Here is a 15,740-nt window from a genome sequence, read left to right on the forward strand (position 1 = left end):
ACAGGAGCGATCGGCATGACGTCCCTCAGCGCGCCGGAAGCCGCCGGCATCCTCGGTGTCAGCGTGAGCACCCTTTACGCGTATGTGAGCCGCGGCCTGCTGCGCTCGCTGCCCGACGGCGCGAGCAAGCGCCGCCGCTACGACGCGGACGAGGTGCGCCTGCTCGCACGCCGCCGCGCCGATGCGAAACGCGCGGGCGGCGTCGCCGAACGCTCGCTCGACTGGGGCGTGCCCGTGCTCGAATCGCGGATCACGCAGATCGCCGACGGCCGCCTGCACTATCGCGGCGCCGATGCGATCGCACTCGCGAACGACGCGACGCTCGAGGAAACGGCCGCACTGCTGTGGGATTGTCCGCCCGCGCGGCTTGGCGCGGCATCGCTCGCGTCGACCGGATTCGACACCGCGCAGTGGGACGACTGGGCTCGCCGCTGGGCACATCTCGCGCCGCTCGAGCGCACGCTGGTGCTGCTCCCCGCCGCGGCCGCGTCGCTGCCGCGCCTGTGGGCGCAGGGGCGCGACGCGCAGTTCGACGCGGCCACGCTGCTGCTGCGCGTGACGACGGCCGCGCTGGCCGGCATCGCGCCGGGCGACGCCCCCGTGCATCGGCAGCTCGCCGCGGCGTGGCGGCTGCGGCGACGCGACGAAGCCGACCTGCTGCGCCGCGCGCTCGTGCTGTGCGCCGATCATGAACTGAACCCGTCGACCTTTGCGGTGCGCTGCATCGCGTCGACCGGCACTCACCTGTTCGGTGCGATCGCGGGCGGGCTCGCGGCGCTGTCGGGCCCACGCCACGGCGGCGAGACGTTCCGCGCGGGCGCGCTGCTCGACGAAGCGGCGCGCGCCGCCGACCTCGACCGCTACCTCGCGCTGCGCGTCGCGCACGACGAACGGGCGGACGGTGCGCGCACCGCGCTGTCCGGTTTCGCGCACCCGCTCTATCCCGACGGTGACCCGCGCGCCCGCGCGTTGCTCGACGCGCTGCACGCGATGCTGCCCGACCGGACGCCGCTACGCATGGCCCGTGCGCTCGCCGCGCGTGTCGAGGCCGCGACCGGCCTGCGACCGTCGATCGATTTCGCGCTCGCGGTGCTGGAACGCACGCTCGCGCTGCCGGACGGCGCCGCGTTCACGCTGTTCGCGGCCGGCCGCACCGCGGGCTGGATCGCGCACGCGCTCGAACAATATGCGGACGGCAAGCTGATCCGGCCCCGCGCGCGCTACATCGGCAGCGACGCGGCTGCCTGACCACGGCCGCCGCGCCACGCGGCGGCGAACCGTCGCCACGCGATCGGCGCGGCCTGCGGGGCCGGCGCCGCCTGCGGGCCGAACGCGAACACCGCGCCGCCCGCCGCCGCGCTGATCCATACGCGCATGCCGGGCAGCAGCGCCAGCGTCTCGCCGGCGCGCAGCCAGTGATCGTCGGGCCGGCCCTCGATCGTCACCCACAGATCGCCGTCCGCGACCTGCAGCGCGGTGCGATCGACGATCCGCCACCGCGCGGCCGGCTCGTTGCCGTCCATCTCGTAGAGTCGCAGTTCTCGCATGGCCGCCTCCGGGTCGCGTGGGTTCGATGACACCAGTATTTCGGACAGCGGCAACACACGGACAGATACGCCTGCAGACACTTTCGGCTGAACTGTACCGGCCGGTTCACGGACGGGCGTCCGGCGCACGCGTTGCCGATCCTGCGTGTGACGGCGGCTTTGCCTACAATGGCGGCTGTCCCGCGCCCTCGGTCCGTCCCCATGTTCCAACGCCCGCCCGCCGCCGCCCCCGGCGAAAAGAACCTCACCGTGATGCTCTGGCTCGTTGCGACCGGCTTCTTCATGCAGACGCTCGATGCGACGATCGTCAACACGGCGCTGCCGTCGATGGCCGCGAGCCTCGGCGAATCGCCGTTGCGGATGCAGTCGGTCGTGATCGCATACTCGCTGACGATGGCGGTGATGATTCCCGTCTCGGGCTGGCTCGCCGACACGTTCGGCACGCGGCGCGTGTTCTTCAGCGCGATCCTGGTGTTCTCGCTCGGTTCGTTGCTGTGCGCGAACGCCCATACGCTGTCGCAGCTCGTCGTGTTCCGCGTCGTGCAGGGGGTGGGCGGCGCGATGCTGTTGCCGGTCGGGCGGCTCGCCGTGCTGCGCACGTTCCCTGCCGAACGCTACCTGGCCGCGTTGTCGTTCGTCGCGGTCCCCGGGCTGATCGGTCCGCTGATCGGGCCGACGCTCGGCGGCTGGCTCGTGAAGATCGCGTCGTGGCACTGGATCTTCCTGATCAACGTGCCGGTCGGCGTCGCCGGCTGCGTCGCGACCTTCTACTCGATGCCCGACGCGCGCAACCCGGCCGTCGGCCGCTTCGACCTGAAGGGCTATCTGCTGCTGACGATCGGGATGGTCGCGATCTCGCTGTCGCTCGACGGGCTCGCCGATCTCGGCATGCAGCACGCGGCCGTGCTCGTGCTGCTGATCCTGAGCCTCGCGTGCTTCGTCGCGTATGGGCTGTACGCGGTGCGCGCGCCGCAGCCGATCTTCTCGCTCGAGCTGTTCAAGATCCACACGTTCAGCGTGGGCCTGCTCGGCAACCTGTTCGCGCGGATCGGCAGCGGCGCGATGCCGTACCTGATCCCGCTGCTGCTGCAGGTGAGCCTCGGCTATTCGGCATTCGAGGCCGGGCTGATGATGCTGCCGGTCGCGGCGGCCGGGATGTTCTCGAAGCGGATCATCACGCGGCTGATCACGCAGCACGGCTACCGCAAGGTACTGCTCGTGAACACGATCATGGTCGGCGTGATGATGGCGAGCTTCGCGCTGATGCGCGACACGGTGCCCGTGTGGGTGAAGGTCGTCCATCTCGCGCTGTTCGGCGGTTTCAACTCGATGCAGTTCACCGCGATGAACACGCTGACGCTGAAGGATCTCGGCACCGGCGGCGCGAGCAGCGGCAACAGCCTGTTCTCGCTCGTGCAGATGCTGTCGATGAGCCTCGGCGTCACGGTCGCGGGCGCGCTGCTCGCCACCTTCACCGGAATGCTGCGCACGGTGACGCCGAGCAACACGCTGCCGGCGTTCCACGCGACCTTCATCTGCGTCGGGATCATCACGGCCGCGTCCGCGTGGATCTTCGCGCAGCTCGCGCCCGAGATCCGCGCCCGCGCGCAGCACAAGACCGATCCGTCCGAGCGCGCGTGACGCACGACGCGCGTCGTGCCGGGAAACCCCACGACGGCGCGCCGCGCACCATGTCGGTGCAGCATGGCTGCGCCGCGCGGCACCCGGCGACCGCGACGGGGCGTCCGCACGGGGCCCGATGCCGTGCATGCTTCTTGCTCGCCTATTCTGTAGGTAAACTGGCAGTCTTCCTTCGGCCGACATCATGAGCATGATCGACATCGATCCACCCGGCTTTCAGCCGCCCCGCCCCGTCGCCGGCGACGACGGCAAGCGGCGCACCGTGCTGTACGGTGCGTACACCGTGTTCAGCGTGTTCCAGCCCGTTTTCTCGGTGTCGCACCGCCGCGCGATCGGCTATCACGCGTCGCTGCGCGCGCACGACGAGGACAGCCGCCAGGTCGCGTCGCACGAGGTGTTCACGCAGGCGGCGCGGCGCGGCGACCTGCTCGAGCTCGGCCGGCTCGCCGAATCGCTGCATCTCGGCAACTTCCACGCGTTCGACAGTCACGACGAATGGCTCTTCCTGAGCCTGCATCCGGCCGCGCTGATGGACACCGTCTACGGCGACGCACTGCTCGCGAACCTGAAGGCGCTCGGCCTGCCGCCGCATCGCGTGGTGCTCGAAGTGCCCGAGCAGGCAGGCGGCGAGACGCCGCGCTATGCGGCGATCGTCGACGGCCTGCGCAAGGCCGGCTTCCTGATCGCGCTCGGCGGCTTCGGCGCGAAACATTCGAACATCGACCGCGTGTGGCACCTGCATCCCGACATCGTCACGCTCGACCGCGGGATCCTCGCCCAGGCGAGCGAACACTCGCATCTCGAGCGTGTGCTGCCGGGGCTCGTGTCGCTGCTGCACGAATCCGGCCAGCTCGTGCTGATGGGCGGGCTCTCGACCGAGCGCGACGCGCTGATCGCGCTCGAATGCGATGTCGATTTCGTGCAAGGGCAGTACTTCGCGGGGCCGAGCGTCGACCCCGTGCAACCGCAGGCCGCCGCGGGCTGCATGGATACGCTGTCGGCCGCGTTGCGGCTGCGCGTCGCGCAACGCGAGCGCACGCAGGCCGAACGCCTCGCGCCGTATGTCGCCGCGCTGGAGGAAGCGAGCCGGAAGCTCGTCGCGGGCGAATCGCTGATCGACGCCGCCGGCGCCGTGCTGGGATTGCCGGAAACCGCGCGCTGCTTCCTGCTCGACGCATCGGGCCGCCAGATCGGCGACAACGTGCTCGCGCGCGGCAGCGTATCGCAGCGGGCGAAACGCTTCCGGCCGCTGCTGCATTCGGAAGGCGCGAGCTGGGAGCGCCGCCCCTACTTCATCCACGCGATGCGCGCGCCGGGCCGCGTGCATCTGACGCCGCCGTACCTGTCGATCAACGAAGCGCACCTGTGCGTGACCGCATCGATCGCCGCGCCGGCCGCGACCGGCATGCAGGTGCTGTGCGTCGACATCAACTGGGAAGCGGCGCTCAACCGCGAATGAGTTCGCGCGCCGCGCTCATGCGGCGTCATCGATGGCGTCGTCCCGGCGCGCGATCAGCCGATGCACGCGCTTGCCGGACGACGCGCTGACCACCTCGTGCTCGTCGATTACGTGCATGCCGGGGCCGAGCGCCGCGTGCATGCGCGCCGAATCGAGCGGTGTGTACAAGCGGCCGCGCTCGTCGCGCAACGCGCCGTTGCCGGCCACCCGCCAGCTCAGGTACAACGTGCCGCCGGGCATCAGCAGCGCGGCCAGCCGCGCGGCCGCCGCGGCGGCATCGGCCTGCTCGAGATGCATGACGACCGTCTCGCACAACACGTTTCGAAACGCGCCGGACGGCACGCCCGCGAGCGCCGGCAGCGCGGCCAGTTCGAACGTCAGCGACGGGTGACGCAAGCGTGCCTCGGCGAGCAGCGCCGCGCTCGCATCGTAGCCGCGCACGTCGAATCCTTGCGACGCGAGCCACGCAGTGTCGCGCCCCGCGCCGCAGCCGACGTCGGCGGTCGGCCCCGGCGAGAAATACTGCTCGAGCAGCGCATACATGTCATCGGGGGCGGCCTGGTCGAGCCAGTCCTGCGCGTATTGCGCGGCATGGGCGTCGTAGGCATCGAGAGTCGGGCGATCCACCATGGCGATTGCTCCGCGTACGCGTCCTGTCGTGCGACGCATCCCGCATCTTAGCCGCTGCGCATCGCGCGTGGTGTGGCGCGGGGTCCTGTGCGGCGAGCACGAGCCGCGCGGCGGCCCTGGCGGCTTTGCCGGCCGGATCGGTCGAGCATGCGCCGAACCCGCAGACCGGCGCGGCCGGCGTGTCAGACATGCGAGTGCACGCCGCCGTGAACCGGGCCCGCGCGCCGCTCGACTTCGCGGCGCACGTCGCCGCGCAGGCCCGCGAAGAACGCGACTTCGGCGACGACGAACAGCGGCCCGACCATCAGGCCGACCAGGTCGTCGACGAACGCGGGCTTGCGCCCCTCGAACCAGTGCCCGACGAACTGCACGATCCAGCCGACCACGAACGCGCCGATGCCGATCCCGAGCCATTGCGCGGTCGGCAGCAATGCGAGCGTCTGCGCGGCCCACAGGCCGAGCGCGAACAGCGCGGTCATCACCAAGCCGAAGCGCAGGTCGAGACGCAGGTAGAACACCGCGAACGCCACCGCAAGCAGCAGCGCCGGCGACAGCGCGACGCCCGCCAGCACGCCGACCGCCGGCCGTGACAGCAGCACCTCGACCGCGAACACGATCATCGGAATGCCGACCAGATGCGTCGCGATGTTGCGCGCGTCGCGATGGTAGGCCGCATACTGGGAAAGGTGATCCTCGAGCGTCTTCATGGTGTCTCCTGAACGATCATTGGGCGCTATGATGCGCGTCACGCCCGACAACCTCTGTCAGCTACCCGACATCGCGTGTCCATGCCCTCGCCGCTCGCCCCGTACCTGCCGCAGCTCGAAGCGCACCCGTGGTTCGCCGCGCTGCCGCCCGCGTTGCGCGAGGCGTTGCTCGCCCGCGCCGCGTTGCGGCACCTGCCGGCCGGCCAGGCGCTGTTCCGCCGCGGCGACCCGCCGTGCGGGCTGTATGCGGTGCTGGCCGGTTCCCTCACCATAGGCGCGGTCGATCCGCAGGGCAAGGAAGCGCTGCTGACGGTCGCCGAACCCGTCACATGGTTCGGCGAGATCGCGCTGTTCGACGGCCAGCCGCGCACGCACGACGCAATCGCGCTCGACGACACGCTGCTGCTGCACGTCCCGCAGGCCGCGCTGCTCGCGATGCTCGACGCGACGCCGCAATACTGGCGGCAGCTCGCGCTGTTGATGGCGCAAAAGCTCCGGCTGAGCTTCCTGACCGTCGAATCGATGAGCGTGATGCCGGCCGCGCAGCGGCTTGCCGCGCGGCTGCTGATGATCGCCGACGGCTACGGCGGAATCAGCGCCGGCCGCACGCGCATCCGGCTGTCGCAGGAAAAGCTCGCGGCGATGCTGTCGCTCACGCGGCAAACCACCAACCAGCTGTTGAAGGCGCTGCAGGCCGACGGCATCGTGCGGCTGCATGTCGGCGAAATCGAACTCGTCGACGTCGACGCGCTGCGCCGCGCGAGCGGCCTGTCCGACGGTACGCACTGACCGCACCCCGACGACGCCGCGCAATCGCCGCCACGCCGCATTCCCGCCGTCATCGCATTGCGCTATCGTGGCGGCTCGTTCGCCCTCCCCGCATCCGCTCTTGAACACGTCCACCGTCACCACTCCGTCCCGCCATGCGTGGCCCGTATTCGTCGCGTTCCTGCGGCTCGGCCTCACGTCGTTCGGCGGCCCCGTCGCGCATCTCGGCTACTTCCGCGACGCGTTCGTCACGCGGCGCGGCTGGCTGACCGAGCGCGCCTATGCGGATCTCGTCGGCCTGTGCCAGTTCCTGCCGGGGCCGGCGAGCAGCCAGGTCGGGATGGCGATCGGCCTGTCGCGCGCGGGCTATGCGGGGATGTTCGCCGCATGGCTCGGCTTCACGCTGCCGTCCGCGCTGCTGATGATGCTGTTCGCGCTCGGCGTCCACGCGACGGGCATGCCGGTCGCGGCAGGCGCGTTGCACGGGTTGCGCATCGTGTCGGTCGCGGTGATTGCGCAGGCGGTGTGGGGCATGGCGCGCACGCTGTGCCCGGATGCGCGCCGCGTCACGCTGATGGCGATCGCGGCCTGCATCGCGCTGCTCGTCCCGGCCGCGTGGCTGCAGGTGGTCGTGATCGTCGCGGCCGGCGCCGCCGGTCTCATGCTGTTGCCGCAGCCCGAGCTCGGCGCCCACGATCCGTTGCCGCTGCACGTGTCGCACCGCGCGGGCGTGCTGTGGCTCATGCTGTTCGCCGCGCTGATCGTCGTGCTGCCGGTCGCGGCGAGCACGCTGCGCTCGCACACGCTCGCCGTCGTCGACGCATTCTTCCGCACCGGCGCGCTGGTGTTCGGCGGCGGCCACGTGGTGCTGCCGCTGCTGCAAGCGGCCGTCGTCGCGCCGGGCTGGATCGGCGATTCGGCATTTCTCGCCGGCTATGGCGTCGCGCAGGCCGTGCCGGGGCCGCTCTTCACGTTCTCGGCCTTCCTCGGTGCATCGCTGCGCGACGCGCCGAACGGCTGGCTCGGCGGGACGATCGCGCTGGTGTCGATCTTCGCGCCGTCGTTCCTGCTCGTCGCGGGCACGGCGCCGTTCTGGGAACGCCTGCGCCGCAGCACGCACATGCAGGCCGCGCTCGCGGGCGTGAACGCGGCGGTCGTCGGGCTGCTGCTCGCCGCGCTCTATCACCCGGTGTGGAGCGACACGATCGTGTCGCCGCGCGACTTCGCGGCCGCGCTCGTCGCATTCGTCGCGCTCGTGTTCTGGCGCGTGCCGCCGTGGGCCGTCGTGATCGCGAGCGCGGCGCTCGGCTGGTTGTCGGGGATGATCGTCTGATCGGGCGAATGCCGCGCGTCGACTCACGTCCGCCGAAAGCAAAAAAGCCCTCGTGACGAGGGCTTTTTTTGGGGTGTGCCGCGCGCCGCGGAGGCGCGCAGGATGCCCGGACTTACGCGAAGTTCTTCGCTGCGAAGTCCCAGTTCACGATGTTCCAGAACGCTTCGACGAACTTCGGACGTGCGTTGCGGTAGTCGATGTAGTACGCGTGTTCCCACACGTCGATCGTCAGCAGCGGCTTGTCGGCCGTCGTCAGCGGCGTGGCGGCGTTGCTCGTCGACACGATGTCGAGCGAACCGTCGGCCTTCTTCACGAGCCATGCCCAGCCCGAACCGAACGTGCCGACCGCGGCCTTCGTGAACGCTTCCTTGAATGCGTCGTACGAACCCCACTTCGCGTTGATCGCGTCGCCCAGCGCGCCCGACGGTGCGCCGCCGCCGTTCGGCGACAGGCTGTTCCAGAAGAACGTGTGGTTCCAGATTTGCGCGGCGTTGTTGAAGATGCCGCCCGACGACTTCTTCACGATCTCTTCCAGCGACAGGTTTTCGAATTCCGTGCCCGGGATCAGATTGTTCAGGTTCGTCACATATGCCTGGTGATGCTTGCCGTAGTGGTACTCGATCGTCTCTTTCGAGATGGTCGGCGCGAGTGCGTCTTCAGCGTACGGGAGCGGCGGGAGCGTATGAGCCATGGCGATTCCTTCGTTGAGTATGTAGGGAGGCTGTGTTGAATGCTGCCGAGCGTCCGATTGTAGGCGAGTCCGAATATCCCCGCAAACTCACGGGCATTTATCCGCGGTATGCAGAAAATCGCCGCTGGCGCTTCATCCGGCAGGACGAGACGACGATGCGCAGCATCCGTTCCCGCGTCCGGCGACCGGTATATCCGGACCGCCGGGCGCGCGACCTTCGTTTCGCTTACGCCGCCGTCGTCACATCGTGTCGGTCAGCCGCGGCTGCACGTCGGCGAGCGACACGTCGGCCGAGCCTTCCGCAAGATGCACGGTGAGTCGGCGCTGCGGCTTCAGCGCGCTCGGCGCGCGCACCGCGCGACCGGTCTGCGTGTCGATCAGCGCCGCATAGCCGCGCTCGAGCGTGCGCTGCGGGCTCAGCACCTCGAGCCGCGCCGCGCAGGCCGACACGCGCGCGGTATCGCGCTCGTGACGGCGCTGCAGCGCCACCGCGAGACGTTGAGACAGCCCGGCGAGCACCTGACGCGCCTGCGCCGGGTCGGGCCGCGCGCGCTGCCAGCGCAATTGCGCGAGCGCGAAACGCGCGCGCGCGTCGCGCACCGGCCGCGACGCCGCCGACGCGAGCCGCACCGCCAGCTGTTCGACGTGCGTGCGTTGCCGCTGCAGCCGTTCGGCCGGGCTGACCAGCCGGCGCGCGAGCCAGTCGAGCTGCTGCGCACGCTGCTCGAGCCCGCGTTCCAGGCTGCGCGCAAGCGCGCGCTGACGGTCGGCAACCTCGCGCAACAGCAACGCGCGCTGCGGACTCGCGAGCTCGGCCGCGCCGGTCGGCGTCGGCGCGCGCAGGTCGGCCGCGAAGTCCGCGATCGTGAAATCGGTTTCGTGGCCGACGCCGCTGACGACCGGCAGTTCGCTCGCCGCGATCGCTCGTGCGAGCGCTTCGTCGTTGAACGACCACAGATCCTCGATCGACCCGCCTCCGCGACAGACGAGCAGCACGTCGACCTCGCGCCGCGCATTCGCGGTCTGCACGGCCGCGACGAGCTTTTCGGCGGAACCGGCACCCTGCACGGGCGCCGGATAGACGATCACCGGAATGTGCGGCGCGCGGCGCGCGAGCGTGGTCAGCACGTCGCGCAGCGCGGCGGCCTGCAGCGACGTGACGATGCCGATCGCGCGCGGGTGCGCCGGCAGCGGCCGCTTGCGCTCGGCTGCGAACAGCCCTTCGGCCTCGAGCTGCGCCTTCAGCCGCAGGAACGCCTCGTACAAGCGCCCTTGGCCCGTGCGCCGCACGGCCTCGACGTTGAGCTGCACTTCGCCGCGCGGCTCGTACATCGTGACGACCGCGCGCACCTCGATCCGGTCGCCTTCGCGCGGCGTGAATTCCGCGTACTGCGCGCGACCGCGGAACATCACGCAGCGCATCTGCGCCTGCTGGTCCTTGATCGAAAAATACCAGTGGCCGCTCGCAGCACGCGTGAAATTCGACACTTCGCCCGAGATCCACAGCAGCGGAAACGAGCGCTCGAGCATCGTCGAAATCGCGCGATTGAGCGCCGAAACGGGAATCACTTCGTCGCCGCCGCGCGTGGCGCCGGGAGCGGAAAAAGGGGAGTCGGAAAGCATGGGCGGTCGGATGAATGCTGGCGGCGACACGATAGTCCGACACGCGCGCGGCGTCCAGCGCCGGCCGCGCGCACTGCAACACGCGGAAGGTGTCCACACTCTGGCAATCGTCCGCCAAAAACGCTTGAAAACCGCGAAAAAAACCAGACAATTCCGCGTAACGCGTTGATTTTTATATATTTTTAAACCTTACAGTTTTGTTCGACGCCGATTCGAAGTCCATCCGGCGGGCGTTTGACGCGGATGGGCGGGGAGTTTTTCACAGAGTTATCCACAACCCGCTCCGATCTGCCCCCATCTGATGCGTCGCCCGGCCGCGCTTGCCGCGCCCGCGTGCGGCGCGCTAGAGTGCCGCCTTCCGAAGACCTTGCGGCATGCGCCGCCCAACGGAGAATCCGTCTTGATGAATCCGTCCCACGCCGCGGTGCACGACGCGCCGCATCCGGCCCGATGAGCGCGCCCGGCGGCCCGCTCGCGCGGCTCGAAGCACGCCTCACGCGCGAATGGCAGCGACGCGGCGCCCTCGCCTGGGCGCTCACGCCGTTCGCGTGCGTGTTCGGCCTGTGCGCGGCGCTGCGCCGCACGGCCTACGCGCAGGGCTGGAAGCAACCAGTCGACGTCGGCGTGCCCGTCGTCGTGGTCGGCAACGTGACCGTCGGCGGCACCGGCAAGACGCCGACCGTGATCGCGCTCGTCGACGCGTTGCGCGCGGCCGGGTTCACGCCGGGCATCGTGTCGCGCGGCTACGGCGCGAACGTGAAGGCCCCCACCGCGGTCACGCCCGCATCGCGCGCGAGCGCGGCCGGCGACGAGCCGCTGCTGATCGCGCGCCGCACCGGCGCGCCGGTGTGGGTGTGCCCCGACCGCGTCGCGGCCGCGCAGGCGCTGCGCGCCGCGCACCCGGACGTCGACGTGATCGTCAGCGACGACGGCCTCCAGCACTACCGTCTCGCCCGCACGGTCGAGCTCGTCGTGTTCGACCACCGGCTCGGCGGCAACGGCTTCCTGCTGCCGGCCGGGCCGCTGCGCGAGCCGCTGTCGCGCCACCGCGACGCGACGCTCGTCAACGATCCGTACAGCGGCGCGCTGCCGCCGTGGCCCGACACCTATGCGCTCGCGCTCACGCCGGGCGCCGCGTGGCACCTCGACCAGCCGGCGCTGCGCCGCCCGCTGTCTCAATTCGCGAACGAGCGCGTGCTCGCCGCGGCCGGCATCGGCGCGCCGGAACGCTTCTTCGCGACGCTGCGCGCGGCCGGCCTCGCACCGGCGACGCGCGCGCTGCCCGACCACTACGCGTTCGCCGACAATCCGTTCGTCGACGACGCGGTCGATGCGATCCTGATCACCGAGAAGGATGCAGTAAAATTGGGCGCTTCCTGGCGCGACGCTCGGCTGTGGGTCGTCCCCGTCGAAGCCGCGCTCGATCCTCGCCTCATTGCCCTCGTTGTGGAGAAACTCCGTGGACGCTCGCCTGCTTGAAATCCTTGTGTGCCCTATCTGCAAAGGCCCGCTCCACTATGACCGCGCCGCGCAGGAGCTGATCTGCAACGCGGACAAGCTCGCCTACCCGATCCGCGACGGCATCCCCGTGATGCTCGTCGACGAAGCACGCCAGACCGTCGAAGGCACGCCGGTCGACCCCGCCGGCCCGGCCGGCAGCTGACGCCTCGGCGCTGCACCGGCGCCCGGCCGCGGTTCGCCGCGGCCGCGTGCCGGCCCCTGCCCCGGGCGGCCTGCCTTCGACGCGCCGCCCGCCCCGCTCTTCTCACCGCCCAGCCCCGATGACTCATCCGCAGCCCTTCATCGCCGTCATTCCTGCCCGGCTCGCGTCGACGCGTCTGCCGAACAAGCCGCTCGCCGATCTCGGCGGCAAGCCGATGGTCGTCCGCGTCGCCGAGCGTGCGCGCGAAGCGGGCGCGCAGCAGGTGCTCGTCGCGTCCGACGCGCAGAGCGTGCTCGACGCGGCCCGCGAGCACGGTTTCGAAGCGGTGCTGACGCGCGCCGACCATCCGTCGGGCACCGACCGGCTCGCCGAAGTCGCCGCGACGTTCGGGTGGAGCGACGACACCGTCGTCGTCAACGTGCAGGGCGACGAACCGCTGATCGACCCGGCACTCGTGCGCGACGTAGCGTCGCACCTCGCCGCGCATCCGGACTGCGCGATCGCGACCGCGGCGCACCCGATCCACGCCGCCGCCGACGTGTTCAACCCGAACATCGTGAAGGTCGCGCTCGACGCGCGCAACGTCGCGATGTACTTCTCGCGCGCGCCGATTCCGTGGAGCCGCGATGCGTACCAGCCGCACTGGCCCGACGTCGCGGCCATGCCGGCACCGGCCTTTCCGGTCCATCGTCACATCGGCCTCTACGCGTATCGCGCGCGTTTTCTGCGCACCTATCCGTCGCTTGCACAGGCGCCGATCGAGCAGGCCGAGCAGCTCGAACAGCTGCGCGCGATGTGGCACGGCGAGCGCATCGCGGTGCTGATCACCGAACATGCGCCCGAAGCCGGCATCGACACGCCGGCCGATCTCGCACGCGTGCAGGCCCTTTTTCGGCCGGGTTCAAAATAACCCGTGGCATAATCAGGCGATTGTGCGAGCCGTCCGCGACCCGCGCGTCCTCGCTTGACCCCGCCACGGCCCGCCCCGGCAGCCGCGCGTCGCTTTTCGCCGACGCGCCGCATCAGACCGGTCCGCCGCGCGCAAGGCAAGCCCCGCGCACGCTGTCGCCGACGCTTTTGCGTCTCGCCATACGAATCTACATACTGGAGATATCACCATGCGTTTGATCCTGTTGGGCGCGCCCGGCGCGGGAAAGGGCACCCAGGCAAACTTCATCAAGGAAAAGTTCGGCATCCCGCAAATCTCGACGGGCGACATGCTGCGCGCGGCCGTCAAGGCCGGCACGCCGCTCGGCATCGAGGCGAAGCGCTTCATGGACGAAGGCAAGCTCGTGACGGACGACCTGATCATCGGTCTCGTGAAGGAGCGCCTGAAGGAAGCCGATTGTGCGAACGGCTATCTGTTCGATGGCTTCCCGCGCACGATCGCGCAGGCTGACGCGATGAAGGACGCCGGCGTCGCGATCGATTACGTGCTCGAAATCGACGTCCCGTTCTCGGAGATCATCGAGCGCATGAGCGGCCGCCGCACGCACCCGGCGTCGGGCCGCACGTACCACGTCAAGTTCAACCCGCCGAAGGTCGAGGGCGTGGACGACGTGACGGGCGAACCGCTGATCCAGCGCGACGACGACAAGGAAGAAACCGTCAAGAAGCGTTTGGAAGTGTACGAAGCGCAGACCAAGCCGCTCATCAAGTACTACGGCGACTGGGCGCAGCGCGGCGAGGAAAACGGCCTGAAGGCCCCGCAGTATCGCAAGATCTCGGGCCTCGGCAGCGTCGATGAAATCCGCGAGCGTGCGTTCGACGCACTGAAGTAAGCACAGCGTCGTGCACCGCAAGCCGCCCTTCCGGGCGGCTTTTTTTTCGTCTGCTGCCGCCGTTTCGTCTGACCTGGGTTCGCACGACCGTGCCGCACTGGCCGGTGCGCGACGGCGCCCCGTACAATCGATCGAACGCATGCGCCGTGTGGACCGGCGCACCGGCCTTTCCTCCGATCGACCGGCATCGGACCCAACACCAAGGAGACAGTGATGGAGATTCGCGGCAACGTCTTTCTGATCACGGGCGGCGCATCGGGCCTCGGCGCCGGAACGGCCCGCATGCTCGCGCAGGCCGGCGGCAAGGTCGTGCTCGCCGACCTGAACGAGGCGGCCGGCACGGCGCTCGCGACCGAGCTGGGCGGCCTGTTCGTGCGCTGCGACGTGTCGAGCGAGGCCGATGCGCAGGCGGCCGTCGACGCCGCGACGCGCGCGGGCACGCTGCGCGGCCTCGTGAACTGCGCGGGCATCGCGCCCGCCGCGAAAACTGTCGGCAAGGACGGCGCGCATCCGCTCGACGTATTCGCGAAAACGATCAACGTGAACCTGGTCGGCACCTTCAACATGATCCGGCTCGCGGCCGCTGCGATGGCCGCAACCGCGCCGAACGACGGCGGCGAGCGCGGCGTGATCGTCAGCACCGCGTCGGTCGCGGCCTACGACGGACAGATCGGCCAGGCCGCGTACGCGGCGTCGAAGGCCGGCGTCGCGGGCATGACGTTGCCGATCGCACGCGACCTGTCGCGCAGCGGCATCCGCGTGATGACGATCGCGCCCGGGCTGTTCGAGACGCCGATGCTGCTCGGCATACCGAAGGACGTGCAGGACGCGCTCGGCGCGATGGTGCCGTTCCCGCCGCGGCTCGGCAAACCGGACGAATACGCGATGCTGGTGCGCCAGATCGTCGAAAACCCGATGCTCAACGGCGAAGTGATTCGCCTCGACGGCGCGATCCGGATGCAGCCGAAGTAAGGGCCTCGCAATTGCAAATGAAAAACGCCCGCGATGCGGGCGTTTTCACGTTCGGCGTTTCGGCGCTACCGCGACGGCTCAGTCCTCGTCGTCGCGCTGCATCCGCTGCCGCAACTCGGTCACCTGCGATTCGACGACGGTCGCGTCGTCCGCATCGGGCCGCTCGCCGAGATACTGCTCGAGATCCTCGAGCGCCGGGCGCAGATAGTCGAGCCGCGCATAGGCGAAGCCGCGGTCGCGCACCTCGTCGAGCTGTTCCGGCAGCAGGATCACGAGCCGCTGCTGCACGGCAAGCAGCCGCTGCCAGCGTTCCGTCTGCAGGTAGATCGTCTTCAGGTTGCGCAGCATCCGCGCGATGATCTCGCGGCTCGTGGCCGGCTGCAGCAGCGCGCGCAACGCGCTGTCGACCGCGCCCGCCGCACGCGCGACGTACGGCTCGAGCATCTCGACCATCTCGGCTTCGGACAGCGAATGACCGTTGGTCGGATCGATGATCAGGTCGCCGTCCGGCAGCGTCACGCGCAGCAGGAAGTGGCCGGGAAACGACACGCCGCGCGCCGGCACGCCGATCTGCTCGGCGAGCTCCAGGTACAGCACCGACAGCGAGATCGGAATCCCGCGTCGCCGCTTCAGCACCGCGTTCAGGTGGCTGTTATCGGGGTCGTAGTAATCGTTGTGATTGCACGCGAAGCCGAGTTCGCGGAAGAAGAACTCGTTCAGCGCGGCGACGCGGTCCTTCAGGTCCGCATCGTCGGCGAGCCGGCGGCGCAGCCGCGCGGCCAGCATGTCGATTTCGGCCAGCGTGCCCTGCAGGTCGAGGTCGGGATACGCGTCCTGTGCGAGCGACAGCGCGGTTTCCGTGACGGGCAGACTGTCGTCGTCCGCCACGAGCGTGCTGAAATAGTCGAGGACGCGGGTCATTGCG

General features: G+C 69.9%; 16 protein-coding genes. 10 read left to right on the plus strand and 6 right to left on the minus strand.

Annotation, left to right across the window (positions count from 1 at the left end; genetic code table 11):
- Positions 1-15 precede the first annotated feature (15 nt).
- Entirely contained in the window at positions 16-1,248 is a 1,233-nt protein-coding gene (locus tag WS49_RS10995; protein ID WP_059527762.1) for a citrate/2-methylcitrate synthase, read from the plus strand.
- Here the strand turns inward: WS49_RS10995 and WS49_RS11000 are convergent.
- Positions 1,221-1,547 (minus strand): DUF2917 domain-containing protein, encoded by a 327-nt coding sequence (locus tag WS49_RS11000; protein ID WP_059527766.1) that lies wholly within the window; start codon positions 1,545-1,547, stop codon positions 1,221-1,223. The two genes, WS49_RS10995 and WS49_RS11000, sit on opposite strands and share 28 nt — an antisense overlap.
- A gap of 201 nt (positions 1,548-1,748) precedes the next feature.
- Here WS49_RS11000 and mdtD point away from each other — a divergent pair, with 201 nt between their 5' ends.
- Positions 1,749-3,188 (plus strand): multidrug transporter subunit MdtD, encoded by a 1,440-nt coding sequence (gene mdtD, locus WS49_RS11005; protein ID WP_059527770.1) that lies wholly within the window; start codon positions 1,749-1,751, stop codon positions 3,186-3,188.
- A gap of 184 nt (positions 3,189-3,372) precedes the next feature.
- Entirely contained in the window at positions 3,373-4,647 is a 1,275-nt protein-coding gene (locus tag WS49_RS11010) for an EAL domain-containing protein (RefSeq protein ID WP_059527773.1), read from the plus strand.
- 15 nt (positions 4,648-4,662) lie between these two features.
- On the opposite strand, the gene WS49_RS11015 is transcribed toward WS49_RS11010, so the two are convergent.
- Together WS49_RS11015 and WS49_RS11020 are read right to left on the minus strand one after the other, a co-directional pair.
- The gene (locus WS49_RS11015; protein WP_059527776.1) at positions 4,663-5,277 is read right to left on the minus strand and encodes a class I SAM-dependent methyltransferase; all 615 of its coding nucleotides are present in this window, start codon (positions 5,275-5,277) and stop codon (positions 4,663-4,665) included.
- A gap of 182 nt (positions 5,278-5,459) precedes the next feature.
- The gene (locus WS49_RS11020; protein ID WP_059527779.1) at positions 5,460-5,984 is read right to left on the minus strand and encodes an Mpo1 family 2-hydroxy fatty acid dioxygenase; all 525 of its coding nucleotides are present in this window, start codon (positions 5,982-5,984) and stop codon (positions 5,460-5,462) included.
- Between the two features lie 81 nt (positions 5,985-6,065).
- On the opposite strand from WS49_RS11020, the gene WS49_RS11025 reads away from it, so the two are divergent.
- Together WS49_RS11025 and chrA are read left to right on the plus strand one after the other, a co-directional pair.
- Positions 6,066-6,773, plus strand: coding sequence for a Crp/Fnr family transcriptional regulator (locus WS49_RS11025; RefSeq protein WP_059527781.1), 708 nt, complete (start codon positions 6,066-6,068; stop codon positions 6,771-6,773).
- 100 nt (positions 6,774-6,873) lie between these two features.
- Positions 6,874-8,085, plus strand: a complete 1,212-nt coding sequence (chrA, locus tag WS49_RS11030; RefSeq protein ID WP_059527784.1) for a chromate efflux transporter — start codon at positions 6,874-6,876, stop codon at positions 8,083-8,085.
- Between the two features lie 112 nt (positions 8,086-8,197).
- Here chrA and sodB read toward each other — a convergent pair whose 3' ends face one another.
- Positions 8,198-8,776: a superoxide dismutase [Fe] gene (gene sodB, locus WS49_RS11035; protein ID WP_044848579.1), complete on the minus strand. Its 579-nt coding sequence runs from the start codon at positions 8,774-8,776 to the stop codon at positions 8,198-8,200.
- 240 nt (positions 8,777-9,016) lie between these two features.
- A complete protein-coding gene (gene xseA, locus WS49_RS11040) occupies positions 9,017-10,399 on the minus strand; it encodes an exodeoxyribonuclease VII large subunit (RefSeq protein ID WP_059527787.1) in 1,383 nt (460 codons plus the stop codon).
- Positions 10,400-10,849: 450 nt separating this feature from the next.
- Between xseA and lpxK the strand changes: the two genes are divergently transcribed.
- The 5 genes from lpxK (at position 10,850) to WS49_RS11065 (ending at position 14,815) form a co-directional block, all read left to right on the plus strand.
- The gene (gene lpxK / locus WS49_RS11045; protein ID WP_059527790.1) at positions 10,850-11,878 is read left to right on the plus strand and encodes a tetraacyldisaccharide 4'-kinase; all 1,029 of its coding nucleotides are present in this window, start codon (positions 10,850-10,852) and stop codon (positions 11,876-11,878) included.
- Positions 11,859-12,062 carry a Trm112 family protein gene (locus WS49_RS11050; protein WP_006750935.1) on the plus strand — a complete coding sequence of 68 codons (204 nt, stop codon included), beginning with the start codon at positions 11,859-11,861 and terminating at the stop codon, positions 12,060-12,062. Before lpxK ends, WS49_RS11050 begins: the two co-directional genes overlap by 20 nt.
- A gap of 118 nt (positions 12,063-12,180) precedes the next feature.
- Positions 12,181-12,972 (plus strand): 3-deoxy-manno-octulosonate cytidylyltransferase, encoded by a 792-nt coding sequence (gene kdsB, locus WS49_RS11055; protein ID WP_059527793.1) that lies wholly within the window; start codon positions 12,181-12,183, stop codon positions 12,970-12,972.
- Between the two features lie 208 nt (positions 12,973-13,180).
- Positions 13,181-13,843, plus strand: coding sequence for an adenylate kinase (gene adk / locus WS49_RS11060; protein ID WP_059527795.1), 663 nt, complete (start codon positions 13,181-13,183; stop codon positions 13,841-13,843).
- A gap of 213 nt (positions 13,844-14,056) precedes the next feature.
- Positions 14,057-14,815, plus strand: a complete 759-nt coding sequence (locus WS49_RS11065; protein ID WP_059527798.1) for an SDR family NAD(P)-dependent oxidoreductase — start codon at positions 14,057-14,059, stop codon at positions 14,813-14,815.
- A gap of 78 nt (positions 14,816-14,893) precedes the next feature.
- Here WS49_RS11065 and WS49_RS11070 read toward each other — a convergent pair whose 3' ends face one another.
- Positions 14,894-15,736, minus strand: coding sequence for a SirB1 family protein (locus WS49_RS11070; RefSeq protein WP_059528320.1), 843 nt, complete (start codon positions 15,734-15,736; stop codon positions 14,894-14,896).
- Positions 15,737-15,740 lie beyond the last annotated feature (4 nt).

Origin of the sequence: Burkholderia sp. RF7-non_BP4 (genome assembly GCF_001521935.1) — a bacterium.
In the GTDB taxonomy this organism is placed as follows: Bacteria; Pseudomonadota; Gammaproteobacteria; order Burkholderiales; family Burkholderiaceae; genus Burkholderia; species Burkholderia diffusa.

What these genes read in the sequence shown, in the direction of transcription:
- WS49_RS10995 (WP_059527762.1), top strand. Translation starts at nt 16, where the DNA reads ATGACGTCCCTCAGCGCGCCGGAAGCCGCCGGCATCCTCGGTGTCAGC.
- WS49_RS11000 (WP_059527766.1), bottom strand. Translation starts at nt 1,547, where the DNA reads ATGCGAGAACTGCGACTCTACGAGATGGACGGCAACGAGCCGGCCGCG.
- mdtD (WP_059527770.1), top strand. Translation starts at nt 1,749, where the DNA reads ATGTTCCAACGCCCGCCCGCCGCCGCCCCCGGCGAAAAGAACCTCACC.
- WS49_RS11010 (WP_059527773.1), top strand. Translation starts at nt 3,373, where the DNA reads ATGAGCATGATCGACATCGATCCACCCGGCTTTCAGCCGCCCCGCCCC.
- WS49_RS11015 (WP_059527776.1), bottom strand. Translation starts at nt 5,277, where the DNA reads ATGGTGGATCGCCCGACTCTCGATGCCTACGACGCCCATGCCGCGCAA.
- WS49_RS11020 (WP_059527779.1), bottom strand. Translation starts at nt 5,984, where the DNA reads ATGAAGACGCTCGAGGATCACCTTTCCCAGTATGCGGCCTACCATCGC.
- WS49_RS11025 (WP_059527781.1), top strand. Translation starts at nt 6,066, where the DNA reads ATGCCCTCGCCGCTCGCCCCGTACCTGCCGCAGCTCGAAGCGCACCCG.
- sodB (WP_044848579.1), bottom strand. Translation starts at nt 8,776, where the DNA reads ATGGCTCATACGCTCCCGCCGCTCCCGTACGCTGAAGACGCACTCGCG.
- xseA (WP_059527787.1), bottom strand. Translation starts at nt 10,399, where the DNA reads ATGCTTTCCGACTCCCCTTTTTCCGCTCCCGGCGCCACGCGCGGCGGC.
- lpxK (WP_059527790.1), top strand. Translation starts at nt 10,850, where the DNA reads ATGAGCGCGCCCGGCGGCCCGCTCGCGCGGCTCGAAGCACGCCTCACG.
- kdsB (WP_059527793.1), top strand. Translation starts at nt 12,181, where the DNA reads ATGACTCATCCGCAGCCCTTCATCGCCGTCATTCCTGCCCGGCTCGCG.
- adk (WP_059527795.1), top strand. Translation starts at nt 13,181, where the DNA reads ATGCGTTTGATCCTGTTGGGCGCGCCCGGCGCGGGAAAGGGCACCCAG.
- WS49_RS11065 (WP_059527798.1), top strand. Translation starts at nt 14,057, where the DNA reads ATGGAGATTCGCGGCAACGTCTTTCTGATCACGGGCGGCGCATCGGGC.
- WS49_RS11070 (WP_059528320.1), bottom strand. Translation starts at nt 15,736, where the DNA reads ATGACCCGCGTCCTCGACTATTTCAGCACGCTCGTGGCGGACGACGAC.